This is a genomic window from Paenibacillus pinihumi DSM 23905 = JCM 16419 (assembly GCF_000422505.1).
In the GTDB taxonomy this organism is placed as follows: domain Bacteria; phylum Bacillota; class Bacilli; order Paenibacillales; family Paenibacillaceae; genus Paenibacillus_D; species Paenibacillus_D pinihumi.
On record NZ_KE383864.1, the window covers coordinates 1,156,262 to 1,176,539 of the forward strand.

A 20,278-nucleotide genomic window follows, 5' to 3' on the forward strand; every position below is an offset into this window, starting at 1 on the left:
CTGATCAGACAGGCGAATTTTGAAGTCTAGAACAGAGCATTGTCTTTATTAAATTTACGTACAATTCCGTTCGATGTGATAACAAGAATGAAGCCGATCAGCGATTGATACAAGCCTGCTGCCGTACTCATGCCGATCTCACCGGTTGATTTCAGACCGCGGTATACATACGTGTCAATAACATTGGTGACACTGTAGAGCGTTCCCGAGTCGCGAGGGACCTGATAGAACAGACCAAAGTCAGCATAGAAAATTTTACCGATGGCAAGCAGTGTCAAAATCGTAATGAGCGGCGTCAGCATCGGAATCGTAATGTTGCGGATTTGCTGCCACTTGTTCGCTCCGTCAATCATTGCAGCCTCATACAGCGATTTGTCGATCCCCATAATGGCGGCCAGATAAATAACACTGTTATAACCAACGGATTTCCATAAGAATACGACTACAATAATGATTGGCCAATACGTCGGATCAGAGTACCAGTTGATCGGGTCTATTCCGAACCAGCCGGTAATTTGATTCACAACACCGCGATCCAGGCTCAGAAAGCTGAATACGAAGTAGCCGACAATAACCCAGGACAGGAAATAAGGCAGGAACATCCCGGTTTGATACACTTTGGCCAATCTCTTATTGGCAAGTTCGGCGAGTATAATCGCCATCGCTACAGCAAGAACCAGGCCGATCACGATAAAGAAAATATTGTATACAACTGTATTGCGCGTGATAATATAAGCGTCATTCGTACTGAACAAAAATTTAAAATTTTGCAGACCGACCCATTTGCTCTCGATAATACTGGCCAAAAAGCCATCCCGGCTATACCGGTACTCCTTGAATGCAATCACCATACCGGCCATTGGCAAATAGGAGAAAAAGATAAACCAGAGTGTTGCCGGCAGCACCATGATCAACATGGCTTTGTTTCTATTAATGTCTTTGAAAAAACGCCCCAGGGCTCCCACGGGATTCACCTCTCGTCTTTCGGTTTAATGAGAGAAGGTATGAGGGCGAATGTGATCCGCTTGCCTCATACCTCCCCTTCGTATTACTTGTTCGCTGCTCTCCACTCGTCTACTTGACGCTGGGCTTCAGCCATAATTTTATCCAGTCCTGCCGCTTTGAATTTCTCGTTGGCACGGGCCAGATACGTGTCCGGATCTACAGTACCGGTCATCAGTGCTGCCCAGTACTCTTCTCTTACGTTTTGAACGGAAGCGATTTCTGTCGTTACTTTGGATGTATCGAAGTTGAAGCCAAGCAGCGGTGCCGGAACACCTGTGTCATTGAACTTCTTGAACTCTTCCCACTTGTTGGCAGGGTCTGTCGTATTCAAATATGTCAGCATAACGTTGCCAAGCGAGAAAGTTGGCATGTCATAGTTTTTGGACTCATCCAGGTTTTCCATCACGTTATCGCTGACTTTTTTGTAGTGAACGCCTTCAATACCGGAATCCACCATGTTGCGCAGTACAGGATCAGTATTGAGCAGGTTCAGGAATTCCATCGCTTTCTCCGGATACTTGGAGTTTGCGGAGATGGCTTGCATGGAACCCATAACCGACCAGTTGTAAATCGTCGCCTGGCTTGCCGGTGTCGATACAACCGGATAACCGTAGCTTGCAGACCAGAGGTTGGTCGCGAACGGCTGTGTCGTTGCACGGTCAGCAAACCATCTGCCGCTTGATTGGACATCCGTCATGGAATCAAGTGTAGCTGCTTCCGTAGGAATATAGCCGGCTTTGTAGTATTTATGCATGGTCTTCAGCGCTTGAATCATTTCCGGTGTTTCCAGAATGTTGACAACCTTGTAATCCTGCGTATCCAGCTTGACTGCCATTGGCAGCTTCTCGATTACGTAATCATAAGGCACGTATGGCATCTGGTTTTTATCCAGTGCGAACGGGTAAATGTTCGGTTCTTTTTCTTTGATTGTTTTGAGCAGCGGCTCCAGGCTTTCAAGTGTAGTCACGCTGTTCATATCCAGATTGTATTTGTCCAGATACTGTTTGTTGAAACGCCATACTTCTTGAGCAGGGAGCTCTTTGTTAGCCGGAATGCCGTAGTTATGTCCATCAACCTTGGAGCCTTCCAGGAAAGCAGGGTCCAGAGTTTTAATAATGTCTTGGCCATGCTCCTTTAGCAGATCATCGACTTGCATGAATGCGCCTTTTCTGGCATTTTGAACGTAGTCAAATGCCCAGGAGGACGTAAACATAATATCAACCGGCTCACCGGAAGCGGTCATGACTTGCAGCTTTTGCGAGTAGTCGCCCCAGTCGATCATTTTCATTTTGACGGCAACCCCGATTTTTTCGGCCGTATACTTGCTGACCTCAGCCATTACTTTGTCCACATCTTTTTGCGGTGTGCCAATGGTATACCAGATCAGTTCAACCGGCTTCTCAGCGGTACCTTCAGAGCTTTGGCTTTTGCCGCCGCCACATGCGCTAAGCACAAGAGACATGGCCAGCATCAGCAGCAATGCTGTCGTTAAGCTTCTTTTCTTTTTGCTCAAAGTAAATCCTCCCCGTTGTTTTGTTTCATTTGCTTTGCTTTATTCCTCAAGCATGCGCTTTCTTTAAAAAGCGCACTGCGTTTTAGGACTACATTAAAAATACCGGATGTAACGATTTTCAAATAGGGAACAAATTAAAGCTATGGTGTACAAATTAAAGAAAAAAGAACCGCCCCCTATATTCATTAGAGCAGTCCTTTGTAATCTGTGGGAGAAATCCCCACATATTTCTTAAATTGCTTGTAAAAATATCCCGTTTCCCAGTAGCCGACCTGTACGGCAATTTCCTGCACTTTAAGTTGGGTTTCCTTCAGCATTTCCTTCGCCTTGCCGATCCGGTACTTGTTGATATATTCAGTGAATGTCTCGTTCGTCTCCTTCTGGAAAAGATGACCAAGGTAGACCGGATGAATATTGTACTGTTGGCTTAATGATTTGAGCGATAACGGCTGGGCATAATGTTCATGAACGTAATTGAGCAGCAGCTGGATAATCGGGCTCTTCACATCCCGCATCAGAGAATCGACAGCCAGTCTCGCCGCCTCCTTGACAACAGATGCCAGCGCTTCAATTGTCTCGGCATTCATGATTTGCATAAACCCCGCCTCAAACAGCTCCGGCTGATCCGTCTGCTTGATTTCCTTCAGCTCCATCTTGAAGCGGATCATCATCTCGATCGCCATGCTCTGAATATAGGCGGGCGTAACGCCCTCCATCGTCTGGGCTCGCTCGAATTCCATATCAATTGTCTCCAGCAGCAGGTCCAGTTCTTTGGCCTTAATGTGCCTCGAATAGGATGACCAGTCCAATGATTGTGAGGTATCAATGGCATTTTTCTCCGCCAGCACATCATAATCCAAGATGGCATGATCATCCTGGAGCAGGAAGTATTCTTGCGCCTTCTTGGCGTGGGTGTAGCTCTGCGGCGCGCCTTCTCCCATGGCCTCCACGCTCCCGATGGAAATCCGCATCGGGCTAGCAGCCAGCCGCTTCTGCACGCTGTCCAGTGTGCTCAGTGCCTTTTTCTTGCCTGACTCACGGTCCTCCAGCATAAATACGATGACCAAATCACCGTCAATATCGACAAACGGCAGCATCGAGGGATCCTGAACAGCCAGTCGCTGTGCAGCCTCATAAGATGGCTCGAACTGGTTCTCTGTACGTATGATGGCGGTCACGATATAAGGCGCGTCCAGCCGGATATCAAGCATATCCGTCCTTTCGTTCAGCTCATTGGGTGCTATGCGGCCAGTCAGCCAGCGATATAATATATTATCCCTCAAAATACGAATATCATAATCACTGAACAGCCGGTCCGGCCTGACAGTATTCAGCTTGTCAATGGTGTTGGCCAGTGTCTCCTGAAGCTCATCGATGTTTATGGGCTTCAGCAAATAATTTTCGACACCGAGCTTCAGCCCGGACTTGATATATTCGAAGTCATTATAGCCGCTCAAAATAATGACTTTCAAATCAGGACGGAACTTTCGGGCTTCACTAATCAAGGTCAAACCATCCATCTTCGGCATCGATATGTCGGTGAGCAATATATCAGCCGATGCTTCCATAAGCGCTGCCAGCGCATCATACCCGTTCTCTGCCGAGCCGACAATTTCCAGACCATATTCCGCCCAATCAATGATATCGTACAAGCCCTCGATAATAAACGGCTCGTCATCCACAATGAATACTCTATACATGCTGCATATCCTCCTTCTCGGGAAATTCGAGAACAACGGTTGTACCCGCGTCTTGCGTGCTTGTAATTTGAATCCCAAATTCACTGCCGTAAAGCAGCTTTAACCGCTCATGCACGCTTCTTAATCCGAAAGATTCACCGTTCTCCTCCTGCGCGTCCAGCGATTGGCGGATTGAATTCAGACGCTCCGGCTCAATTCCCTTGCCGTTATCCTTCACCTCGATACGAATTCGTCCTTCCGACTGGCTGACATGAATTTGAATATGGTTGTCCGTTCTATGGGGCTGAAGGCCGTGTACGACATAGTTTTCAATGAGCGGCTGCAGCGCCATGCGCATCACTTTTGTGCGTTCCAGTTGTTTATCACAGTGGATTTCATAAGACAACTTGTCCTTGTAGCGAATGCGGAACAATTCCAGATACAGACGCGAGGTCTCTAACTCGTCCTTTAATGTATTTTCACCTTTGGGCTGCACGAAACTCTTGAACAGGACCGACAGGCTGTAGATCATTTCGCCGACATCCTTGGCTCCCTGAGATACGGCCCTCATGCGGATGACCTCCAGCGTATTGTACAGAAAATGCGGATTGACCCGGGCTTGCAGGGCTGAAAGTTCGGTATGCTTCTGCTGGATCTCCGCCTTATAGACCCTGTCGATATGACGGGTCAGCTCCCCGAGCATATCATTGAAGCTTCTGGAGATTTGCCCAAGCTCGTCTCCCTTGTCGTCCTGAATCCGCGCAGACAAGTCCCCGCTTTCCACCTTGCGCATGAAGCGGATAATCTTGTTGGTGCGCTTGGCATAGTTGCTCACGACCAGCGTCGGTACCAGCAGCACAAGAATAATACAAATCGCACTTATTAAAATGATCGTATTTCTTAATCCGCGATAAGCCTCGGCAATCTCTGCTTTAGGTGCAACGCCTACGACCAAATACCCCGCCTGATTTTGCGTAAGCGTCGTCACATACGACTCCTGATCCAGCATCTCCATGTTAAACAGGGAATCGATTTTGTCCGCATACGGATAACGTGCTCCGTAATACTGGCCGGACGAGTCAAACAGCACTTCTCCTTGCGGCCCCAACACGAGAATATAACCCTTAAGCTGTCCATCATAGCTCTCCAAAGCCTTTTGAACACCGTCCGAATTATAGTAAACAAGAAGCTGCCCGAGATTCTTTAGCGTATTCTTGTCCGTAACTGGTACACGTATCGAATACAGCCTGGGATCATACTGATCGATGGCATGGCGCACCCATGGACTTGGCACAGAAGCAATAGCACTGGCCAAGGCCATGGAATCCGGAATATACGAACGTGAAGCATTGGTGTCAATCAGCCGGTTCACTTTGTCCTGCCGGTAGGCAAACAAGAACTGCTTCTCCGAGCTGTACAGCAGCAAATTCTCGATATCCACGTCACTGTCGAGCTTGCTCTGAAAGTAGTCCAGCCCCCTGGGCAAGTAGCCGCTGGTATCATCTGCATACTGGTCGAGCTGATATTTCATAAAGTCCTCGAAGGGATGCTGCAAAAAGTATGCTAAATGCAGGGACAACGAGGCATTCCGGTATACGTCCAGCATAATGGTCTCTACTGCTTCATATTTGCGGTTCATGTAGCTGTTGACGCTCTCCATGGCTTTTTTCTGGTTCTCCAGCTCATTGCGCACGATCGAGCCGGACATGACATTGAACATAAAGTATGAGAAGGTCACCAGCGTCACCGTCGTTATGAGGGCGAACATCAGAATCATCTTCATGAACAGATTGTTTTTCACATAGTTGGTGTACAGGTTCTTCAGCTTCACCGCATTGATTCCTTTCCCTTGCCTGATCCTTGGTGTGCGTGCCGCACGAATCGTTAATTACAATAGTTAATAATACTTCAGTCTGGATTGGGGATACAAGTGGGAGAGGAAGATTGGCAGATCGTTTGTGCGGCTGCGAGATGGAGGGTTCTTCCGATTGCCAAGCGTAAACGATTGGAGCAGCCATTGGTAGCGGAAAAATCGTTGCGCTTAGAAATATAAGGAGTGCTGCAATTATAAAGGCAGAATTTTTATATTGTTAAAGACTGATTTCTCTCTTAATGAAATTGGAGTTAGGTAAGAAATCAATCTTTAAAGGCACATACTTTGTTTTTACAGAACCCTTATCTCTCCGCCCATGCCTCCTGTCAATCCATATTTATAAAATTAAAGAAATTATGTTATTACGACTATAGGATCGAAATCTTTGGTACCGATATCCGTAATATAAAAATAACTAGAACTAAATGTAATTCTTATTTTAATCAAAAAAATGCCACTCATATTCTATTCTCTCCTTTAATCATTTAACTACAAGTCCTGTAATATCGATCTATTTAGTTTAGGGAAACGTTTTACAAAACCTTCAGGCATGTATTCTCTCACATTCAATCTTCCGCTAAATCCCCCCAAAAATTTAGGCAATATGGATAGGCATCTGTCATATACTGGGCTATAAATGTGTCTTTGGAAGGGACATCCGAAGAGGAGGAGAGTCTTGTGGAGGATAATCAGGTAAGGGAGTGGCATCCGTTCATCGGGCCGTTCGACCCTTGTCCGCCTGTACGGGTCAAGACATATGTCGTGCCCCCGAATCAATTTATTACGTTTCAGCCGATGAATCTGCCGCAATTTTCGCCTGCTGAGGCGCTGCGGCTCGGCACCCTGTGGCCATCCTTGTACAGTAACTACACTTCGAAGCGCAGAGGCGAGGTGGTTACAGATGAGTGAAGTGCTAACAGAGGACTATTACAGAAAGCTGGAGGAGCTTCAGCAGCTTGATTTTGTGCTTGTCGAGCTGACGCTTTACCTGGACACCCACCCCAATGACATGCAGGCGCTCCAGCAGTTTAACAAGACTGCACAGCAACGGCAGCAAGCCGCTTACAATTTCGAGATGGAATACGGCCCGCTGCTTCAGTACGGGCACAGCTACTCCCGGTATCCGTGGCAGTGGTCACAGACACCCTGGCCGTGGCAGGTCTAATACAAACCTAATTTAAGCGGAGCAAGCAGCCGCTAGTTGGAGGCGACGACATGTGGATCTATGACAAAAAGCTTCAATACCCGGTGAGGGTTAGCAAATGCGACCCGCGCATGGCCAAGTTTTTGATGGAGCAATATGGTGGGGCCGATGGCGAGCTTGCTGCTGCGCTCCGGTATTTGAATCAGCGCTACTCAATTCCGGATAAAGTGATCGGATTACTAACAGATATCGGAACGGAGGAGTTTGCCCACCTGGAAATGATTGCCACAATGGTCTACAAGCTAACCAAGGATGCGACACCACAGCAGCTTGAGGAAGCGGGGTTGGGAGCGCACTTCGCCAACCATGACGGTGCATTGTTCTATGAAAATGCAGCCGGAGTTCCGTGGACTGCATCCTATATTGCTGCCAAGGGTGATCCGCTGGCTGATCTGTACGAGGACATTGCCGCCGAGGAAAAAGCTCGCGCCACCTACCAGTGGCTCATCGATATGACCGATGACGTCGACCTTCAGGACGGGTTGAAATTTCTTCGGGAACGGGAAATTATCCATGCCCTCAGATTCCGGGAAGCCGTGGAGATCATCAAGGAAAAACGCGAGGAAAAAACATATTATTAAACAAAGGCCGAGCCGCAGACTTTACAACGTCTGCGGCTCGGTTTTACTGATGCGGATTCGGTAGTGTTGTTTTCGTTGAACCAAGCACCCAAGCAGCACAGGCAAGAGTGTGAAATGATTCTGTAGAAGCGAAGCGTTCGCCTATTGTTCCCGGGTTTCCACCTTACACAGGTCAATTCAGGAAATCCGGGAACAACAGCGAGCGGCATCACACGGCTGCCTGCCACCAAAGTCGCTCCTTGATTTTGTCTTGATATCGACTTGGTTATTGCTCTGGTTACAACAATAGTTAGTTGTTCAACTCTGTATAGACTCGTTTGATACGGTAATTACGAACCAATAGCTTTAGCATTTGCCTTGATCGTTCTGCGCCCCATCCGCTGCTGAACAAAAAACAGCACCAGGAAGATCACCATAACTCCCGCAGAATAACGGTACATAACGGCAAAGCTGGTCGCAGAGGCAATCACGCCCAGCAGCATCGACCCGCCTGCTACCCCGAAGTCAATCGCATTATAGTACAGGCTATTCGCTGTACTGTGCTGATCCGGCGATACTTCCTGAAGCATCCATGCCTGCGCCGTTGGCTGAATAGTGCCATAGCCCAAGCCGTACAGCATCGCAGCCAGAATAACCATAACCATGGAATCCGCATACGATAGCAGCAGCATGCTCGCGATCGTAACCAATGCGCCAGGGATAATAACAAGTGCCGGCCCTTTACGGTCAAAGAGTTTACCGGAGATCGGACGGATAATCAGAATTGTACAAGCGATAAATAAAAAGAACAATCCGATATGATCAAAATGCTTCTCCTGCCCATACAACGCAATAAATCCGAGCAGTCCGCCGTAGGTTACGGACATTAGCACCGTAAGCAATGCCGGAACGATAATCCGACCAATCATATGCTTGGCAGAGCCCGGAACACGGCGCCCTGATGATGCTGACGATCCCGCTGGCGGCTGCGGTATGCTGCGGGTGAACAGAAGCAGCGGAATAATTGCAAATGCCGTAACTGTCCCGAGTATCGATAAGTTCATGAACCCGTAATCCTTGATAACAGCCAGCCCGACTGTAGGACCGACAGACATCGCAATACTGGTCGATAGGCCAAAATAACCGATACCCTCTCCCATCCGGTTATGCGGAATAGTCTGGGAGACGAGTGTCGGCAATACCGTGCTGGTCATTCCGAAGCCTACCCCGAAAATAACACGCAAAATTAGAAGCTGTGTCATGGAGGTCGCGAAAGGATAAAGGAAGGTCGTCACTGCTGCGAGTATAAGACCGAAAAACAGCAACGTATTCCTGTGTATATACTTTAGCAAAGCTGCCGTCGCGAACCGGGTCGCAATCGAGGATAATGCGAACATGCTCGTTACGAGGCTGAGCGCAAAATTCCCGGGATGGAACTGCTCCTTGACATAGGTGGGGAATGGCGACAGCAGCATTTGCATGCTGAGAAACAATAACAAATAACCAACGGTTAACGTAATGAATGATTTGGTCCAAAGTTTGTCTTGATGTGTGTCCATGCTGCTACTGCTCCTTTTCCTTCTCAATCCATTCAGCTGCATTCTTGCCCAGCTTCGTCAGCATCGCTGCCAGCTGCTCATACTCGAAGTCACTAAGTACATTGGTTACATCGGAAATGACCTTCTGCTCAATCGGCCTGATCGCATCTGCTGCTTCAATGCCTGAATCTGTAATATAAACTTGAAAGGACCTGCGGTCATTCAGACCGGGCTTCTTCGTAATGAATCCCTTGGCTTCCAAGGCATCCAAAATTCTTGTTGTCGTCGGTTTGTCTTTTTGAGACTTCTCACCAATTTCCTTCTGAATCATGCCATCCTTCTGTCGAATCCGGTGAAGCACAGCCCACTGCTCAGGGAACAAGTCGTATTGTTTCATTCTCATCGTAAAAAGCTGAATTAATCTGCGCTCCGCAATTCCAAGCAGAAATCCGATCGAATGGTCCAATTCATGATGACGCATTGTATTCACTTCCTTACAATTAGTTGCTTACGCAATTATAAGTTAGGCAACTTATATCGTCAATCACAAGTTTATACGGCTTTGTATCCCTTTGACAGACAAAAGCATCGCTTCACAAAAAAGCAACCCCACTGCCTCGTCAGGAGACAGCGGGGTTGCTTCAATGTTAATCCAATTTTATTTTTCCGCTCTGTAAGCGTTCAGGAATTCCTTGGCTTTAGCAGGATCAGCTACCAGTTCATTGCCTGTTTTCACGATCGGGCTTACAGTGGATACAGCTTTAATTTTATTGTTTTTATAGAACTGCAGAATTTCATCCTGATTTACGGAGTACAGAACCGCTTTACGCAGGTTTTCGCTCTTGGCTACATCTCTATTAGCCGTGTTAAAGAGCAGATAGGACACCGCATTGCTTTCGATTGTTTGCAGCTTCAGCTTGCTGTCGCTGTTGATAATATCATATTTGGTTTCCGGCAACCCGTAATACAGGTGAATTTCACTGCTGCGCAGCGCAGACAGCGCACTGTCAGCATCCGCGATAAAGCGGACTTTTACAGTCGAGATTTTTGGCTCGAATTCAGATCCTGTGCGATAGCCCGGGTTTTTGTAGAATGTTCCTTCGTAGTCATTTTTGGATGACAAAATATAAGGACCGCTGGCATACAGTGTGTTGTTGTATTTGTTGCCTTCTGTAACTGTATTTTGGTCACCATAAGGGATATCTTTGTTCACGTCGAATTTGGCTACATCATACGTATTGATGCTCTCTACCTGCTTCTTGGACACGATACCTGCGGACTGGTGAGCCAAATAGTTCAGCACTTGCGGGAATGGCTCAGTTGTTGTCAGCTTGATAACCTGATATTTACCGGATTTGCTGTCCGCTTGTTTCTTGTCTGCTACCAGAGATTGAATCTTGGTTTGCAGTCCGGCTTCCAGCGCGTCTTTTAAGCTTTTATCACCAGCAGCTGTCTTCTGGTTCTCCAGCACGGAGAGATCTGTTACAGCTTCTACAGTTTTGATATGCTCATGCAGGCTGTAAGTGCGGTGATCCGGTACGGAGTTTCTGTCCTTCGCACGGTCCAGGGAGAAGATAACGTCATCCGCCCCTACACGCTCTCCAGTGTCAACTGCTTTTTTGTTTTCGATTTTTGCAAAGTTGATATCATCACGCAAAATGAAATAGTATTCTGAATTGCCTTCTGCAATTGTATGGTTGTAAGACAGGGAACCGTCGGATGTAATCACGTCATCATCCGTCAGATTGATCAGGCGAACATAAATATTCGTGTTCAGTTGGTTGATCGAACCGTCATTGCCCTTGATCGGGTCAAGTGAAGTCAGGACGGATGCGCTCTGTGTCAGGATCAACGGATCTTTATCACGCTTGGACGCATCATTGAAGTCAATACTTTCCCAAGCCAATGCGCGGGATTTGGACAGTCTTACAGAATCCGGGTTCAAAATATCTTTGTTGATTGCTTGGCTCTTCAACGAAATATAAAGCGGAGCAATGTATGCTTTGTCAAATACAAGACGCTGTTCAAGCTGCTTGTATGTTTCGGTATACTGCTCTTTCGTTTCTGTAGCCGCTTTTTCGATTAGTGCATCGATTTCGGAATCCGCCAGGATGCTGTAGTCGCCGCCTGTTTTGAACAGCGATCTTACGGCATAGTCAGGGTTACCGGTAACAGTCGTCCAGCCGGACAGAGAAATGTCGTAGTTGCCTGCGTCCTGCTGAGCTTTGAAGGTGCTGTAATCAGGCTGAATGTTCAGCTTGACATTGAAGCCGTTTTTAGTCAGTTGGTCACGTACGATATTAATATCGGACTCGTTGGCGCTCATGCCGAGCAGCTCAATGTTGACCGGCGTCTCGATGTTGGTATTTACGTTTGTATCCACCTTCACATCCGTCTCGGATTTCGTCTTCACGGAGCATCCGCTAAGTACGACTACAAATGCAAGCAAAAGTGTAAATAAGGTGCGTTTCTTCATGTTGTTTCCCTCCACTTATTATATATATAGTCGTTTTCCGCGAACGAAAAACGCAGACTAACTTTCCTTCAAAAAACGGTTAGTTCACTTTCGGATCGAGCGCATCCCGTATCCCGTCACCCAGAAAATTAAAGGACAGAACGAGGGCGATAATCGCCAGGCCCGGATAAACAGCCAGATAGGAGTGAGACTCCAGATAGGCGCTTCCCAACTTCAAAATATTGCCCCACTCCGGAATATGCGGCTCTACGCCCAGTCCGAGGAAGCTCAGGCTGCTAGTAGAAATGACTGCCGCACCAATCGTCAAAGTAGACTTGACGATCATGGGAGCAAGGGAGTTGGGGATAATATGCTTCATGAGAATCGTTGAATCCTTGGCTCCCAGTGCACGCGCAGCCTCTACATATTCAAATGTGGAGACCAGCAGCACGTTCGCCCGCATCGTTCTGGCAAAGGTCGGTATCGCACCAACACCAAGCGCGATGATCAGATTTACGGTGTTTGCACCAAAAGCGGCAATAATCGCAATCGCCAGCAGAATGCCGGGGATCGCGTACAAAATATCCAGCAGCCGCATGATGATGTTGTCTGTCCGCCGTCCATAGTAGCCGGAGATGGCTCCCAGCAGCCCGCCGATAACAACTGGCAGGAGCGTAGAGAAAAATCCGACAATCAATGAAATGCGGGCCCCGAAAATAATGCGTGAGAACAGGCAGCGGCCAAAATTATCCGTTCCGAGCGGATAGGCCAGACTCGGATTCTGGAGAATCGCTCCGTAGTTGTTCTCTGTCGCCATGGCATAATCAAAGGTAAAGAAGCTGCAAATCGAGACAGAAAACAGAAACACAATAAATGCAAGCCCGACCATCGGCATGGTGCTACGGGTAAGCTTGGCCCAGACATCCGCCCAGCGGTTGGCGGCCAGACTGTCTTGACCGCGATGTTTGACCAGAAGATTGAGTCCAAGCAGCAGGGCAAAAAGATTGCCTGTGACAGCAGTTGCAATGAGCAATCCGGCTAGCCATGGCACCCATGGAGCCTTCCCTCCCCGCTTCGTATACCGGATGACTGGCAGCAGAATAATCAGATGGAACAATGAAATAAGCGTCAAGCCAAACATCGATGCCAAAAAGGTATCCGCTACATAAGGCTTGAACAAGTTAAGAGCCGACACGGCAATAACAAGAATGCCGTTAAGCAGCATATAGAAAGCCAGAACGGACTCCGGATTCCGCTGCTTCTTCACAAGAGGCGCAGAGAAGCCGGGGCTTGCGGATTTTCCGGACGGTTGTATACGGGTTTCAGTCATAGTTGCACCTGCTTTAATATTGTTTCATCTTGGTCCGTATTCTCGGATCAAAGAAGGCGTACAGCACGTCAATGATGACATTGACCAGCGATATAGTAATGGCCGTATAAATAACGCCCCCCATAATGCTCGGAATGTCCGGGATAAACTGCTTGTCGATAATGTAGCTGCCGAGACCGCTAATATTGAACACCTTTTCCGTCACAGCCGACCCGCCCAGCATACCGCCAAATTGCAGACCGATTACCGTAATGATTGGAATAATGGCATTGCGCACCGCATGCTTCATCAGCACATGGCGTCTGCTGAGACCTTTGGCCTTGGCAGTAATCATATAATCTTCATTTATGACTTCCAGCATGGAGGAACGCGTCATTCTGGCTACTGCCGCTGTAAGGGTTGTGCCCAGCACAATCGTCGGCATAATAATGGACAGCCAGTTCTGCGGATTGAATGTAGCCGGAAGCCAATGCAGCTTGATGGAAAAATTCAAGATAAAGATCAGACCCTGCCAGAAGCTTGGAATGGACAGACCGATCAGTGCGATAAACATAAATGTATAATCCCACAAGGAATTGCGCTTGGTAGCTGAAATAATCCCGACCGGAATGGCAATGATAATTGCCAGAATCAAAGAAATCAGCGTCAGCGTCAGCGTGATCGGAAATTTGCGGGCAATGGTATCCGTCACCTGTTCATTGCCTGCAAAGGATTTGCCCAAATCAAATGTGGCAATGCCTTTGATGCTGTTCCAAAGCTGAACAAGATAAGGCTGGTCCAGCCCATACACATGGTTAAAATTGGCGATTTGTTCCTCCGTTGCTGTTTCTCCAAGAATATTCGCAGCCGGATTCATGGGCGACAGATACAATATAGTGAAGACCAGAACCGAAACACCGAAAATAACGAATAAACTCATCACAAATCTTTCAAAAATATATTTCAAATACGGGTTACTATAGAGTAAAATTAAAAGATACATCAAGAGTCCGGGCACAAAGGAAAGCAACAGGAACATCCGCTGTTCCATCAACGATTGAAATGCCGTCGTGAATGTAAGCTTCTGCTTCCGGCCTGTCTGAAGCTTTCGCGACGTTTCCTCTTCTACTGCCTCGCGAAAACGAATATCCGCCAATTTCTCAATTTGACGTTCAAGTTCTCTCTGGCTGACCTTCTGTCCGAAGAAACTGTATTTATAAAGTAATTGCTGGCGAATTTCTTCCTTCAGCCTGTCAAGCAGGCCCGCCTGCAATAATTGATCGCGCGTCTCCTCTAATAGAGCATAATAAGAGTCCTTGCTCTTGTTTAAGAGGTAATACAAATATACAAAAATAGTAACCGGAGCTCCTAATGCCAGTACAACAATCCGATAAGACGGATTTATCAGTATTTTGGCAAATGCGCTGCTAAGGATACCGCTAAATGATGTATCTCCGCGTTGATCTCTGGTTATCCGTGCCGCGTCCACAACGTTCTTTGCCCCCTCGATGATCAAATTGCATTATTCCGATGAATATAGTATATTTTATTTTAGTATAAATTTTCTGTCAAGCTACTATAAAAAATAGAGTGATAGATGTAATAGATTTGGACAGCTATATAAGTTGAAAAAAGAAACGAAGGTCGAATAGCCAGAGTGTGAAAGGATTCTGGAGAAGCGAAGCGTTCGCCTTTGTTCCCGGATTTCCCCCTTACCTGTCGTTCATTCAAGAAATTCGGGAACAACAGCGGTCGAAAGAACCTTTCACACGGCGGCCCTACGCGACATTCATTCGTTTAACTTATATAGCTTAGATTGAAGCAAACTCGCAAAACTGGCAGGTGTAACAGATGGAAACCATATTGCAGGTTAAAAATTTGACCGTCTCCTTCTTGAGCGGAGAACGTGAGACCGAAGCCGTCCGGGGTATAAGCTTTGAGGTCGGCAAAGGTGAGACGCTTGGGATTGTAGGAGAATCCGGCAGCGGCAAGAGCGTGACCGCACGCTCGATCATGCGGCTGCTTCCTTCTCCTCCTTCCCATATGAAGAATGGCGAGGTTCTATTCCTCGGCCGCAATCTTGCCTCTTATTCCGAGAAGGAGATGGAGAGCATTCGCGGACGGGATATCGGCATGATCTTCCAAGATCCGATGACATCGCTAAATCCGACCATCAAGATCGGAGAGCAGATCGCCGAAGGTTTGATCAAGCACCAAAAGCTTTCACGCAAGGAAGCCAAGAAAGAAGCGCTTGAAATGCTGAAGCTGGTCGGTATTCGCAATAGCGAGACGAGATACAATCAGTACCCTCATGAGTTTTCCGGCGGCATGCGCCAACGGGCGATGATTGCCATTGCCCTGGCCTGCCGTCCTGCGCTCCTGATCGCTGATGAGCCCACAACAGCGCTCGATGTCACCATTCAGGCGCAAATTTTGAATTTGATGAAAAATATTCAGGAGCGCTTTGGCACCTCCATTATTCTGATCACGCATGATCTTGGCGTTGTGGCAGGAATGTGTGACCGGGTAGCTGTAATGAAGAGCGGCGAGATCGTCGAGAGCGGGACAACCGAAGAGATATTCGATAATCCCCGCCATCCGTACACCATCAAGCTGCTGAATGCTTTGCCGCGCCTGGATGAGAAGAAAAAGACCAAGCCAGTATCTCCTATACTGGCCGGACGCGATACTTCACGTCCTCTGGTTGAAGTCAAATCTTTGAAGCAGTATTTCGATTTGGGCAAAGGAAATGTGCTCAAGGCTGTCAATAATATCAGCTTTCAGATTAAAGAGGGCGAGACGCTTGGGGTAGTCGGTGAATCCGGCAGCGGCAAATCAACAACCGGGCGCGCCATTCTGCGTCTGCACCAGCCGACAGGCGGTGAAGTGCTGTATCAGGGCATGGCGGTAAACCGTCTGACCTCTTCCGAGATGAAGGTTATGCGGCGCCATATGCAGATGATTTTCCAGGACCCGTACGCCTCTCTTAATCCCCGCCTCAAAGTGGTGGATATTATCGGGGAAGCCCTCGATTTGCACAGGCTGACGGGCAGCAGCAGTGAGCGGCTCAAGCGTGTAGAAGAACTGCTCGATATGGTCGGACTTGATCCGGCATTTGCCCTGCGTTATCCGCATGAATTCTCCGGCGGACAGCGCCAGAGAATCGGAATCGCCCGTGCGCTTGCAGTGGAGCCCAAATTTATTGTCTGTGACGAGCCGCTGTCCGCGCTGGATGTCTCGATCCAGTCCCAGATCGTCACGCTGCTGGAAGAGTTGCAGCAGCGGCTTGGCCTGACATACCTGTTCATTGCCCATGACCTGTCCATGGTGAAGCATATTAGCGACCGGGTTGCCGTCATGTATATGGGCAAAATCGTCGAGCTTGCCGAGAGCGAGGAATTGTACACCAATCCGCAGCATGCATATACGAAGTCTTTGCTCGCTGCTATTCCGGTACCTGATCCAAAGATCGAGTCCAAGCGGATGAGAGCGCCACTCAAGGACTTCTCGGACGGAGATAAATATCAGGTAGAAAACTCGGAGCTGGTCGAGGTATCCCGGGGACACTGGGTGGCCCTGCCTGTCAGCTGAACCTGCAATACTAAATACAGTTCTTCTAATAAATTTAAGCAATTATTACCATAAATAGGCTTTAGAACTCATAAAAACCTCATTAAAGCATAAACAAGCGCCCCTCTTCCATTCAAGAAGACGGGCGCTTTGACTATTTTGAAATTAATGTTTCTTCAATGGAACAACAAATTGTGCTGCTTCTACCCATTTGCCTGCGGCGAAATCTCTGCCTTTTACAAGCACACGGTCTGCATACACTTCGACATAAAAGCCCTGGCTGCCGTCCTTGTGCTCGTCTTCATCCGTCCACAAATAAGCCGTAGAAGCCGCATTGAAGCAAGTCGCCATTTGCTCGCCACCGTCGAACATGACCGCCTTGGCTTCCAGTTCCCAGTGCGTATGACCGGTGAAGAGAATCGCCTGCGGATAACGGGATAGAATATGGCCCAGCTCCTCATCCTGCACAACACCATACCACTCCTGCTCCTCCATAGAACCAGCCACGGTATTCTTGAGCGGTTGATGAAGGAAGAGGAAGATCGGCTTGTCAGCAGCTGCCTGCTCAGCCAATTTTTCCTCCAGCCATTGAAGCTGTACCGGAGACAAATCACAATGCAGCCTAAGCCCCTGCTCCGTCCCGAGAAAGATAAAATGGTAGCCGCCAAGCCAATGGTCATGATAGGGGCTTCTTGTCCCGGAATTTTCATAGTACAGCGAGGAACGCGCCTTCCAATCCCCCAGCCCGACATCGTGATTGCCAAGCGTAAAGCGGATTTCCGGCAGCCCCTCCCGGTTCTCCCCGATAATCCGGTGCAGTTCCCGGTACTCCTCCGGGTCTCCATGATCTGTGATATCTCCGGCGTGCATGATGCCGCAGCTATTGTCCGCATGCCGGGTAATGTCCTTGAGCGCACGGTCAAAATTAACGTTATGCACATGCCCCGGATCTGTTGTCACATGCGTATCGGTGATGACCTGAAACGAAATAATAGGCTGGTCTGTTGCCATTTATGTGTTGGCTCCTCTCTCTATGTGACTTATTTCCACCCAAGTTAACGGCTAAATTGTGCGTGCCCGTCAGTGAACCTTGGCGCTCATGTTTAATCCCACAACACCAGCGACGATAACCGCAATCCACAGGAACGAGGCCAGTGACAGCCGCTCCGAGAAGAAAACAACGCCCGCCACTGTAATGAGAATGATCCCCGCTCCTGACCATATCGCATAGGCAACGCTTATTTTGAACGAATTTAAAGCAAAATTAAGCGATGTAAAGCTGATTCCATAGCAGACGAACATAAGAATGGACGGCCATAATTTCGCGAAGCCCTGGGACAGCTTCATGGAAAGGGTACCGGACAGTTCGAATCCGATTGCCAGGATCAAAAACAGCCAGCCCCAGCCGGATCCATCCTTCATCGTTCCATACCTCCGAATCCCATTTCCTCATAGGAATGCACAATCACATCGGCATCCTGCAAATTGCGGCTCATCAAAACGGCATCTCCGGAAGTATCGATCCCGATGGCGGCAGCCGCCCCGGCAGCCTTGGCCATAATCATATCGCCATTCGTATCGCCGATAACGGCGGTCCGTGAAGGCGCAATTCCCAGCTCACTGCAAGCGAGGAGAGCCAGATCAGGGAACGGCTTGCCCCGCTGTGCCTTATCTGTTCCGAGAACAACAGCGAAGTAATCACGAATGCCCAGCCATTCCAGATGCCGCTCGGCAGCCTCCGTCTCGTCTGCAGTGACTACCGCAAGCGGAACCCTCAGCTTGCGGCACTGCTCCAGAAAACCGACCACGCCTGGAATCGTTAATACCGGCCGCTCGCGCTCCAGCATCTCGTCAGCAGATACCCGGCAGGCATGAGCCAGCTCTCTGGCCTCTGCCCAAGACAAGCCTTGCGTATATCCCTGCCAAGCAAGCAGTGCGAGCAGATCATCCAGCGTTCCCATCGCCAGTGGTCCGTTGCGGTCATAATCGGCCGCTTGACCCCGGGAGTCTTGAATAAGGCCCCACAGGGAAGGAGCGAGCTCCCGGGGAAGGGACAATCCCCGCAGCTCGAGGGCTGTAGCAAACCTTTTAATAATTCCCAGGCTCCAGTTCCCCCATAGTGACATAAAATCAAGCAGCGTCCCGTCTTTATCCAGCAATATGCCGTCGACCTTATAGCGGCCGGTACCAATTCTCAGCTCTGGCATTGCGCCATTCACCCCTATTTCAATTTATCCAGTTCTCTTTGTGCAATCTCCTTCGCCGCTTTAAGTGCTTCAGCAGCCGGAATATTTTCGATTTGTACTTTGTCAGCCGCAATTTTCAGAGCATCGTTGATTTTACCGCCGGTCGGGTCACGGAATGGCTCGGAGCCATGGGATGCCTGGCGAAGCGGAACACTGATTTGCGGATTGGATTCACTGAATTTTTTGAATTCAGGATCTTCAAGTGCGGATTGACGAACCGCAATATAGCCGTTATCCATTGACCATTTAGCTGTGTTCTCCGCTTTGCTGAAGAAGGTAAACCATTTATATGCCGCTTCCTGTTGTTCCTTGCTTGCTTTCGCGGGAATACCTGCCATGATTGCTTCTGCAACCGGTTTGCCTTCGCCTTTACCTTCCCAGCCCGGCTGCTCCATCGCACCAAGAATCGTAAAGTCCAGATCACCCTGGTCACCGCTTGAGCCTGTGTAGCCTGCAGCTTGGCCCTTCATGACATCATCAATTGTTTTGTACCAGTACTCCCACCCTTGGCCTCCGGAGTGAATGCGCATGATTTTATCTTCATGAATCCATTTACGGAATTGCTCCCAAGTGTCTACCCATTCCGGAGAATCGATCAGAACCTGCTTGCCGTCCTCGCTCAGCACCTTGCCGCCTTTGCTGAATACGGCATCCATCATGTTGTCCTTGCCCCACATTGGCTCCCAGCCGAAGAATGTTGTTTTGCCGCCTTCCTTCTTCGCCATCTTCGCAGCCGCATCTGCCAGCTTCTCCCATGTTGTCAAGGAAGCAGGATCGATGTTCTGCCCTTGAAGCGCATCCTTCCGGTAGTACATGACCTGAGTTGTACCGTACATCGGCAGGAAGTATTGAACGCCGTCTACTTTACCCTGGTTCAGAAATGTTTGAACGAAGTCTTCGCTCTTGAAATCCGGGTCATTCTTGATCAGCTCATCGAGCGGTGCATAATAGCCCTTGCGCGCCCAGTCCATATTGGAGGACAGAACAGCTGCCGGAGCTTGTCCGGATGCAATCGCTGCTTGCAGCTTTTTCTCTGTCTCTGAATAATCGCCTTGCACGATTCCCTTTACGATAACTTCGTTCTGGGAAGCGTTGAATTTATCAATGGTTTTCGCCATATTCTCGCCCAGCTTGCCGCCAAGTCCATACCAGAATTCAATCGTTACAGGATCTTTGCTTGCCGGCGTCTCTTGCTTGACAGGCTGTCCGCTGTTGGATGGTGCTTCTGCTCCGGACTTGCCCGCCCCTGTATTGCCGCCACACGCTGCCAGGAACATCAGACTGCACAGCGTGGTCATTGCCCACCATTTTTTCATTTTCAACATG

General features: G+C 48.5%; 17 protein-coding genes. 4 read left to right on the plus strand and 13 right to left on the minus strand.

From position 1 onward, the window contains the following. Nucleotides 1-26: 26 nt before the first annotated feature. From H583_RS0119490 to H583_RS0119505, 4 genes are all read right to left on the minus strand, one after another. Nucleotides 27-965 carry an ABC transporter permease gene (locus H583_RS0119490; protein ID WP_028561942.1) on the minus strand — a complete coding sequence of 313 codons (939 nt, stop codon included), beginning with the start codon at nt 963-965 and terminating at the stop codon, nt 27-29. An 83-nt stretch (nt 966-1,048) separates the two neighbouring features. After that, nucleotides 1,049-2,518 (minus strand): ABC transporter substrate-binding protein, encoded by a 1,470-nt coding sequence (locus tag H583_RS0119495; RefSeq protein WP_028561943.1) that lies wholly within the window; start codon nt 2,516-2,518, stop codon nt 1,049-1,051. 185 nt (nt 2,519-2,703) lie between these two features. Further along, nucleotides 2,704-4,218, minus strand: coding sequence for a response regulator transcription factor (locus H583_RS0119500; RefSeq protein ID WP_028561944.1), 1,515 nt, complete (start codon nt 4,216-4,218; stop codon nt 2,704-2,706). After that, complete coding sequence (locus H583_RS0119505; RefSeq protein ID WP_028561945.1) at nt 4,211-6,028, minus strand: sensor histidine kinase; 1,818 nt, start codon at nt 6,026-6,028, stop codon at nt 4,211-4,213. Before H583_RS0119505 ends, H583_RS0119500 begins: the two co-directional genes overlap by 8 nt. 720 nt (nt 6,029-6,748) lie before the next feature. Between H583_RS0119505 and H583_RS0119515 the strand changes: the two genes are divergently transcribed. The 3 genes from H583_RS0119515 to H583_RS0119525 are packed head-to-tail and all read left to right on the plus strand — an operon-like array spanning nt 6,749 to nt 7,855. Continuing rightward, a complete protein-coding gene (locus H583_RS0119515) occupies nt 6,749-6,979 on the plus strand; it encodes a spore coat associated protein CotJA (RefSeq protein ID WP_028561946.1) in 231 nt (76 codons plus the stop codon). Continuing rightward, entirely contained in the window at nt 6,972-7,235 is a 264-nt protein-coding gene (locus H583_RS0119520; RefSeq protein WP_028561947.1) for a spore coat protein CotJB, read from the plus strand. The genes H583_RS0119515 and H583_RS0119520 overlap by 8 nt, the downstream gene beginning before the upstream one ends. Before the next feature lie 50 nt (nt 7,236-7,285). Beyond that, nucleotides 7,286-7,855: a manganese catalase family protein gene (locus tag H583_RS0119525; protein WP_028561948.1), complete on the plus strand. Its 570-nt coding sequence runs from the start codon at nt 7,286-7,288 to the stop codon at nt 7,853-7,855. 329 nt (nt 7,856-8,184) lie between these two features. Here the strand turns inward: H583_RS0119525 and H583_RS0119530 are convergent, their stop codons facing one another. From H583_RS0119530 to H583_RS0119550, 5 genes are all read right to left on the minus strand, one after another. After that, the gene (locus H583_RS0119530; RefSeq protein ID WP_028561949.1) at nt 8,185-9,393 is read right to left on the minus strand and encodes an MFS transporter; all 1,209 of its coding nucleotides are present in this window, start codon (nt 9,391-9,393) and stop codon (nt 8,185-8,187) included. A 4-nt stretch (nt 9,394-9,397) separates the two neighbouring features. Beyond that, entirely contained in the window at nt 9,398-9,853 is a 456-nt protein-coding gene (locus H583_RS0119535) for a MarR family winged helix-turn-helix transcriptional regulator (RefSeq protein ID WP_028561950.1), read from the minus strand. A gap of 177 nt (nt 9,854-10,030) precedes the next feature. Continuing rightward, nucleotides 10,031-11,848 (minus strand): ABC transporter substrate-binding protein, encoded by a 1,818-nt coding sequence (locus tag H583_RS0119540; protein WP_028561951.1) that lies wholly within the window; start codon nt 11,846-11,848, stop codon nt 10,031-10,033. 79 nt (nt 11,849-11,927) lie between these two features. Beyond that, nucleotides 11,928-13,157, minus strand: a complete 1,230-nt coding sequence (locus H583_RS33535; RefSeq protein ID WP_081667349.1) for an ABC transporter permease — start codon at nt 13,155-13,157, stop codon at nt 11,928-11,930. Between the two features lie 13 nt (nt 13,158-13,170). Next, nucleotides 13,171-14,625 carry an ABC transporter permease gene (locus tag H583_RS0119550; protein WP_245585942.1) on the minus strand — a complete coding sequence of 485 codons (1,455 nt, stop codon included), beginning with the start codon at nt 14,623-14,625 and terminating at the stop codon, nt 13,171-13,173. A 362-nt stretch (nt 14,626-14,987) separates the two neighbouring features. On the opposite strand from H583_RS0119550, the gene H583_RS0119555 reads away from it, so the two are divergent. Beyond that, nucleotides 14,988-16,727 (plus strand): ABC transporter ATP-binding protein, encoded by a 1,740-nt coding sequence (locus H583_RS0119555; RefSeq protein ID WP_028561953.1) that lies wholly within the window; start codon nt 14,988-14,990, stop codon nt 16,725-16,727. Between the two features lie 144 nt (nt 16,728-16,871). Here H583_RS0119555 and H583_RS0119560 read toward each other — a convergent pair whose 3' ends face one another. From H583_RS0119560 to H583_RS0119575, 4 genes are all read right to left on the minus strand, one after another. Then, entirely contained in the window at nt 16,872-17,717 is an 846-nt protein-coding gene (locus tag H583_RS0119560) for a metallophosphoesterase family protein (protein ID WP_028561954.1), read from the minus strand. Nucleotides 17,718-17,786: 69 nt separating this feature from the next. Then, entirely contained in the window at nt 17,787-18,128 is a 342-nt protein-coding gene (locus H583_RS0119565) for a DMT family transporter (protein ID WP_028561955.1), read from the minus strand. Further along, nucleotides 18,125-18,913 carry an HAD family hydrolase gene (locus H583_RS0119570; protein ID WP_028561956.1) on the minus strand — a complete coding sequence of 263 codons (789 nt, stop codon included), beginning with the start codon at nt 18,911-18,913 and terminating at the stop codon, nt 18,125-18,127. The genes H583_RS0119565 and H583_RS0119570 overlap by 4 nt, the downstream gene beginning before the upstream one ends. 14 nt (nt 18,914-18,927) lie before the next feature. Further along, the gene (locus tag H583_RS0119575) at nt 18,928-20,277 is read right to left on the minus strand and encodes an extracellular solute-binding protein (protein ID WP_051236656.1); all 1,350 of its coding nucleotides are present in this window, start codon (nt 20,275-20,277) and stop codon (nt 18,928-18,930) included. Nucleotide 20,278 lies beyond the last annotated feature (1 nt).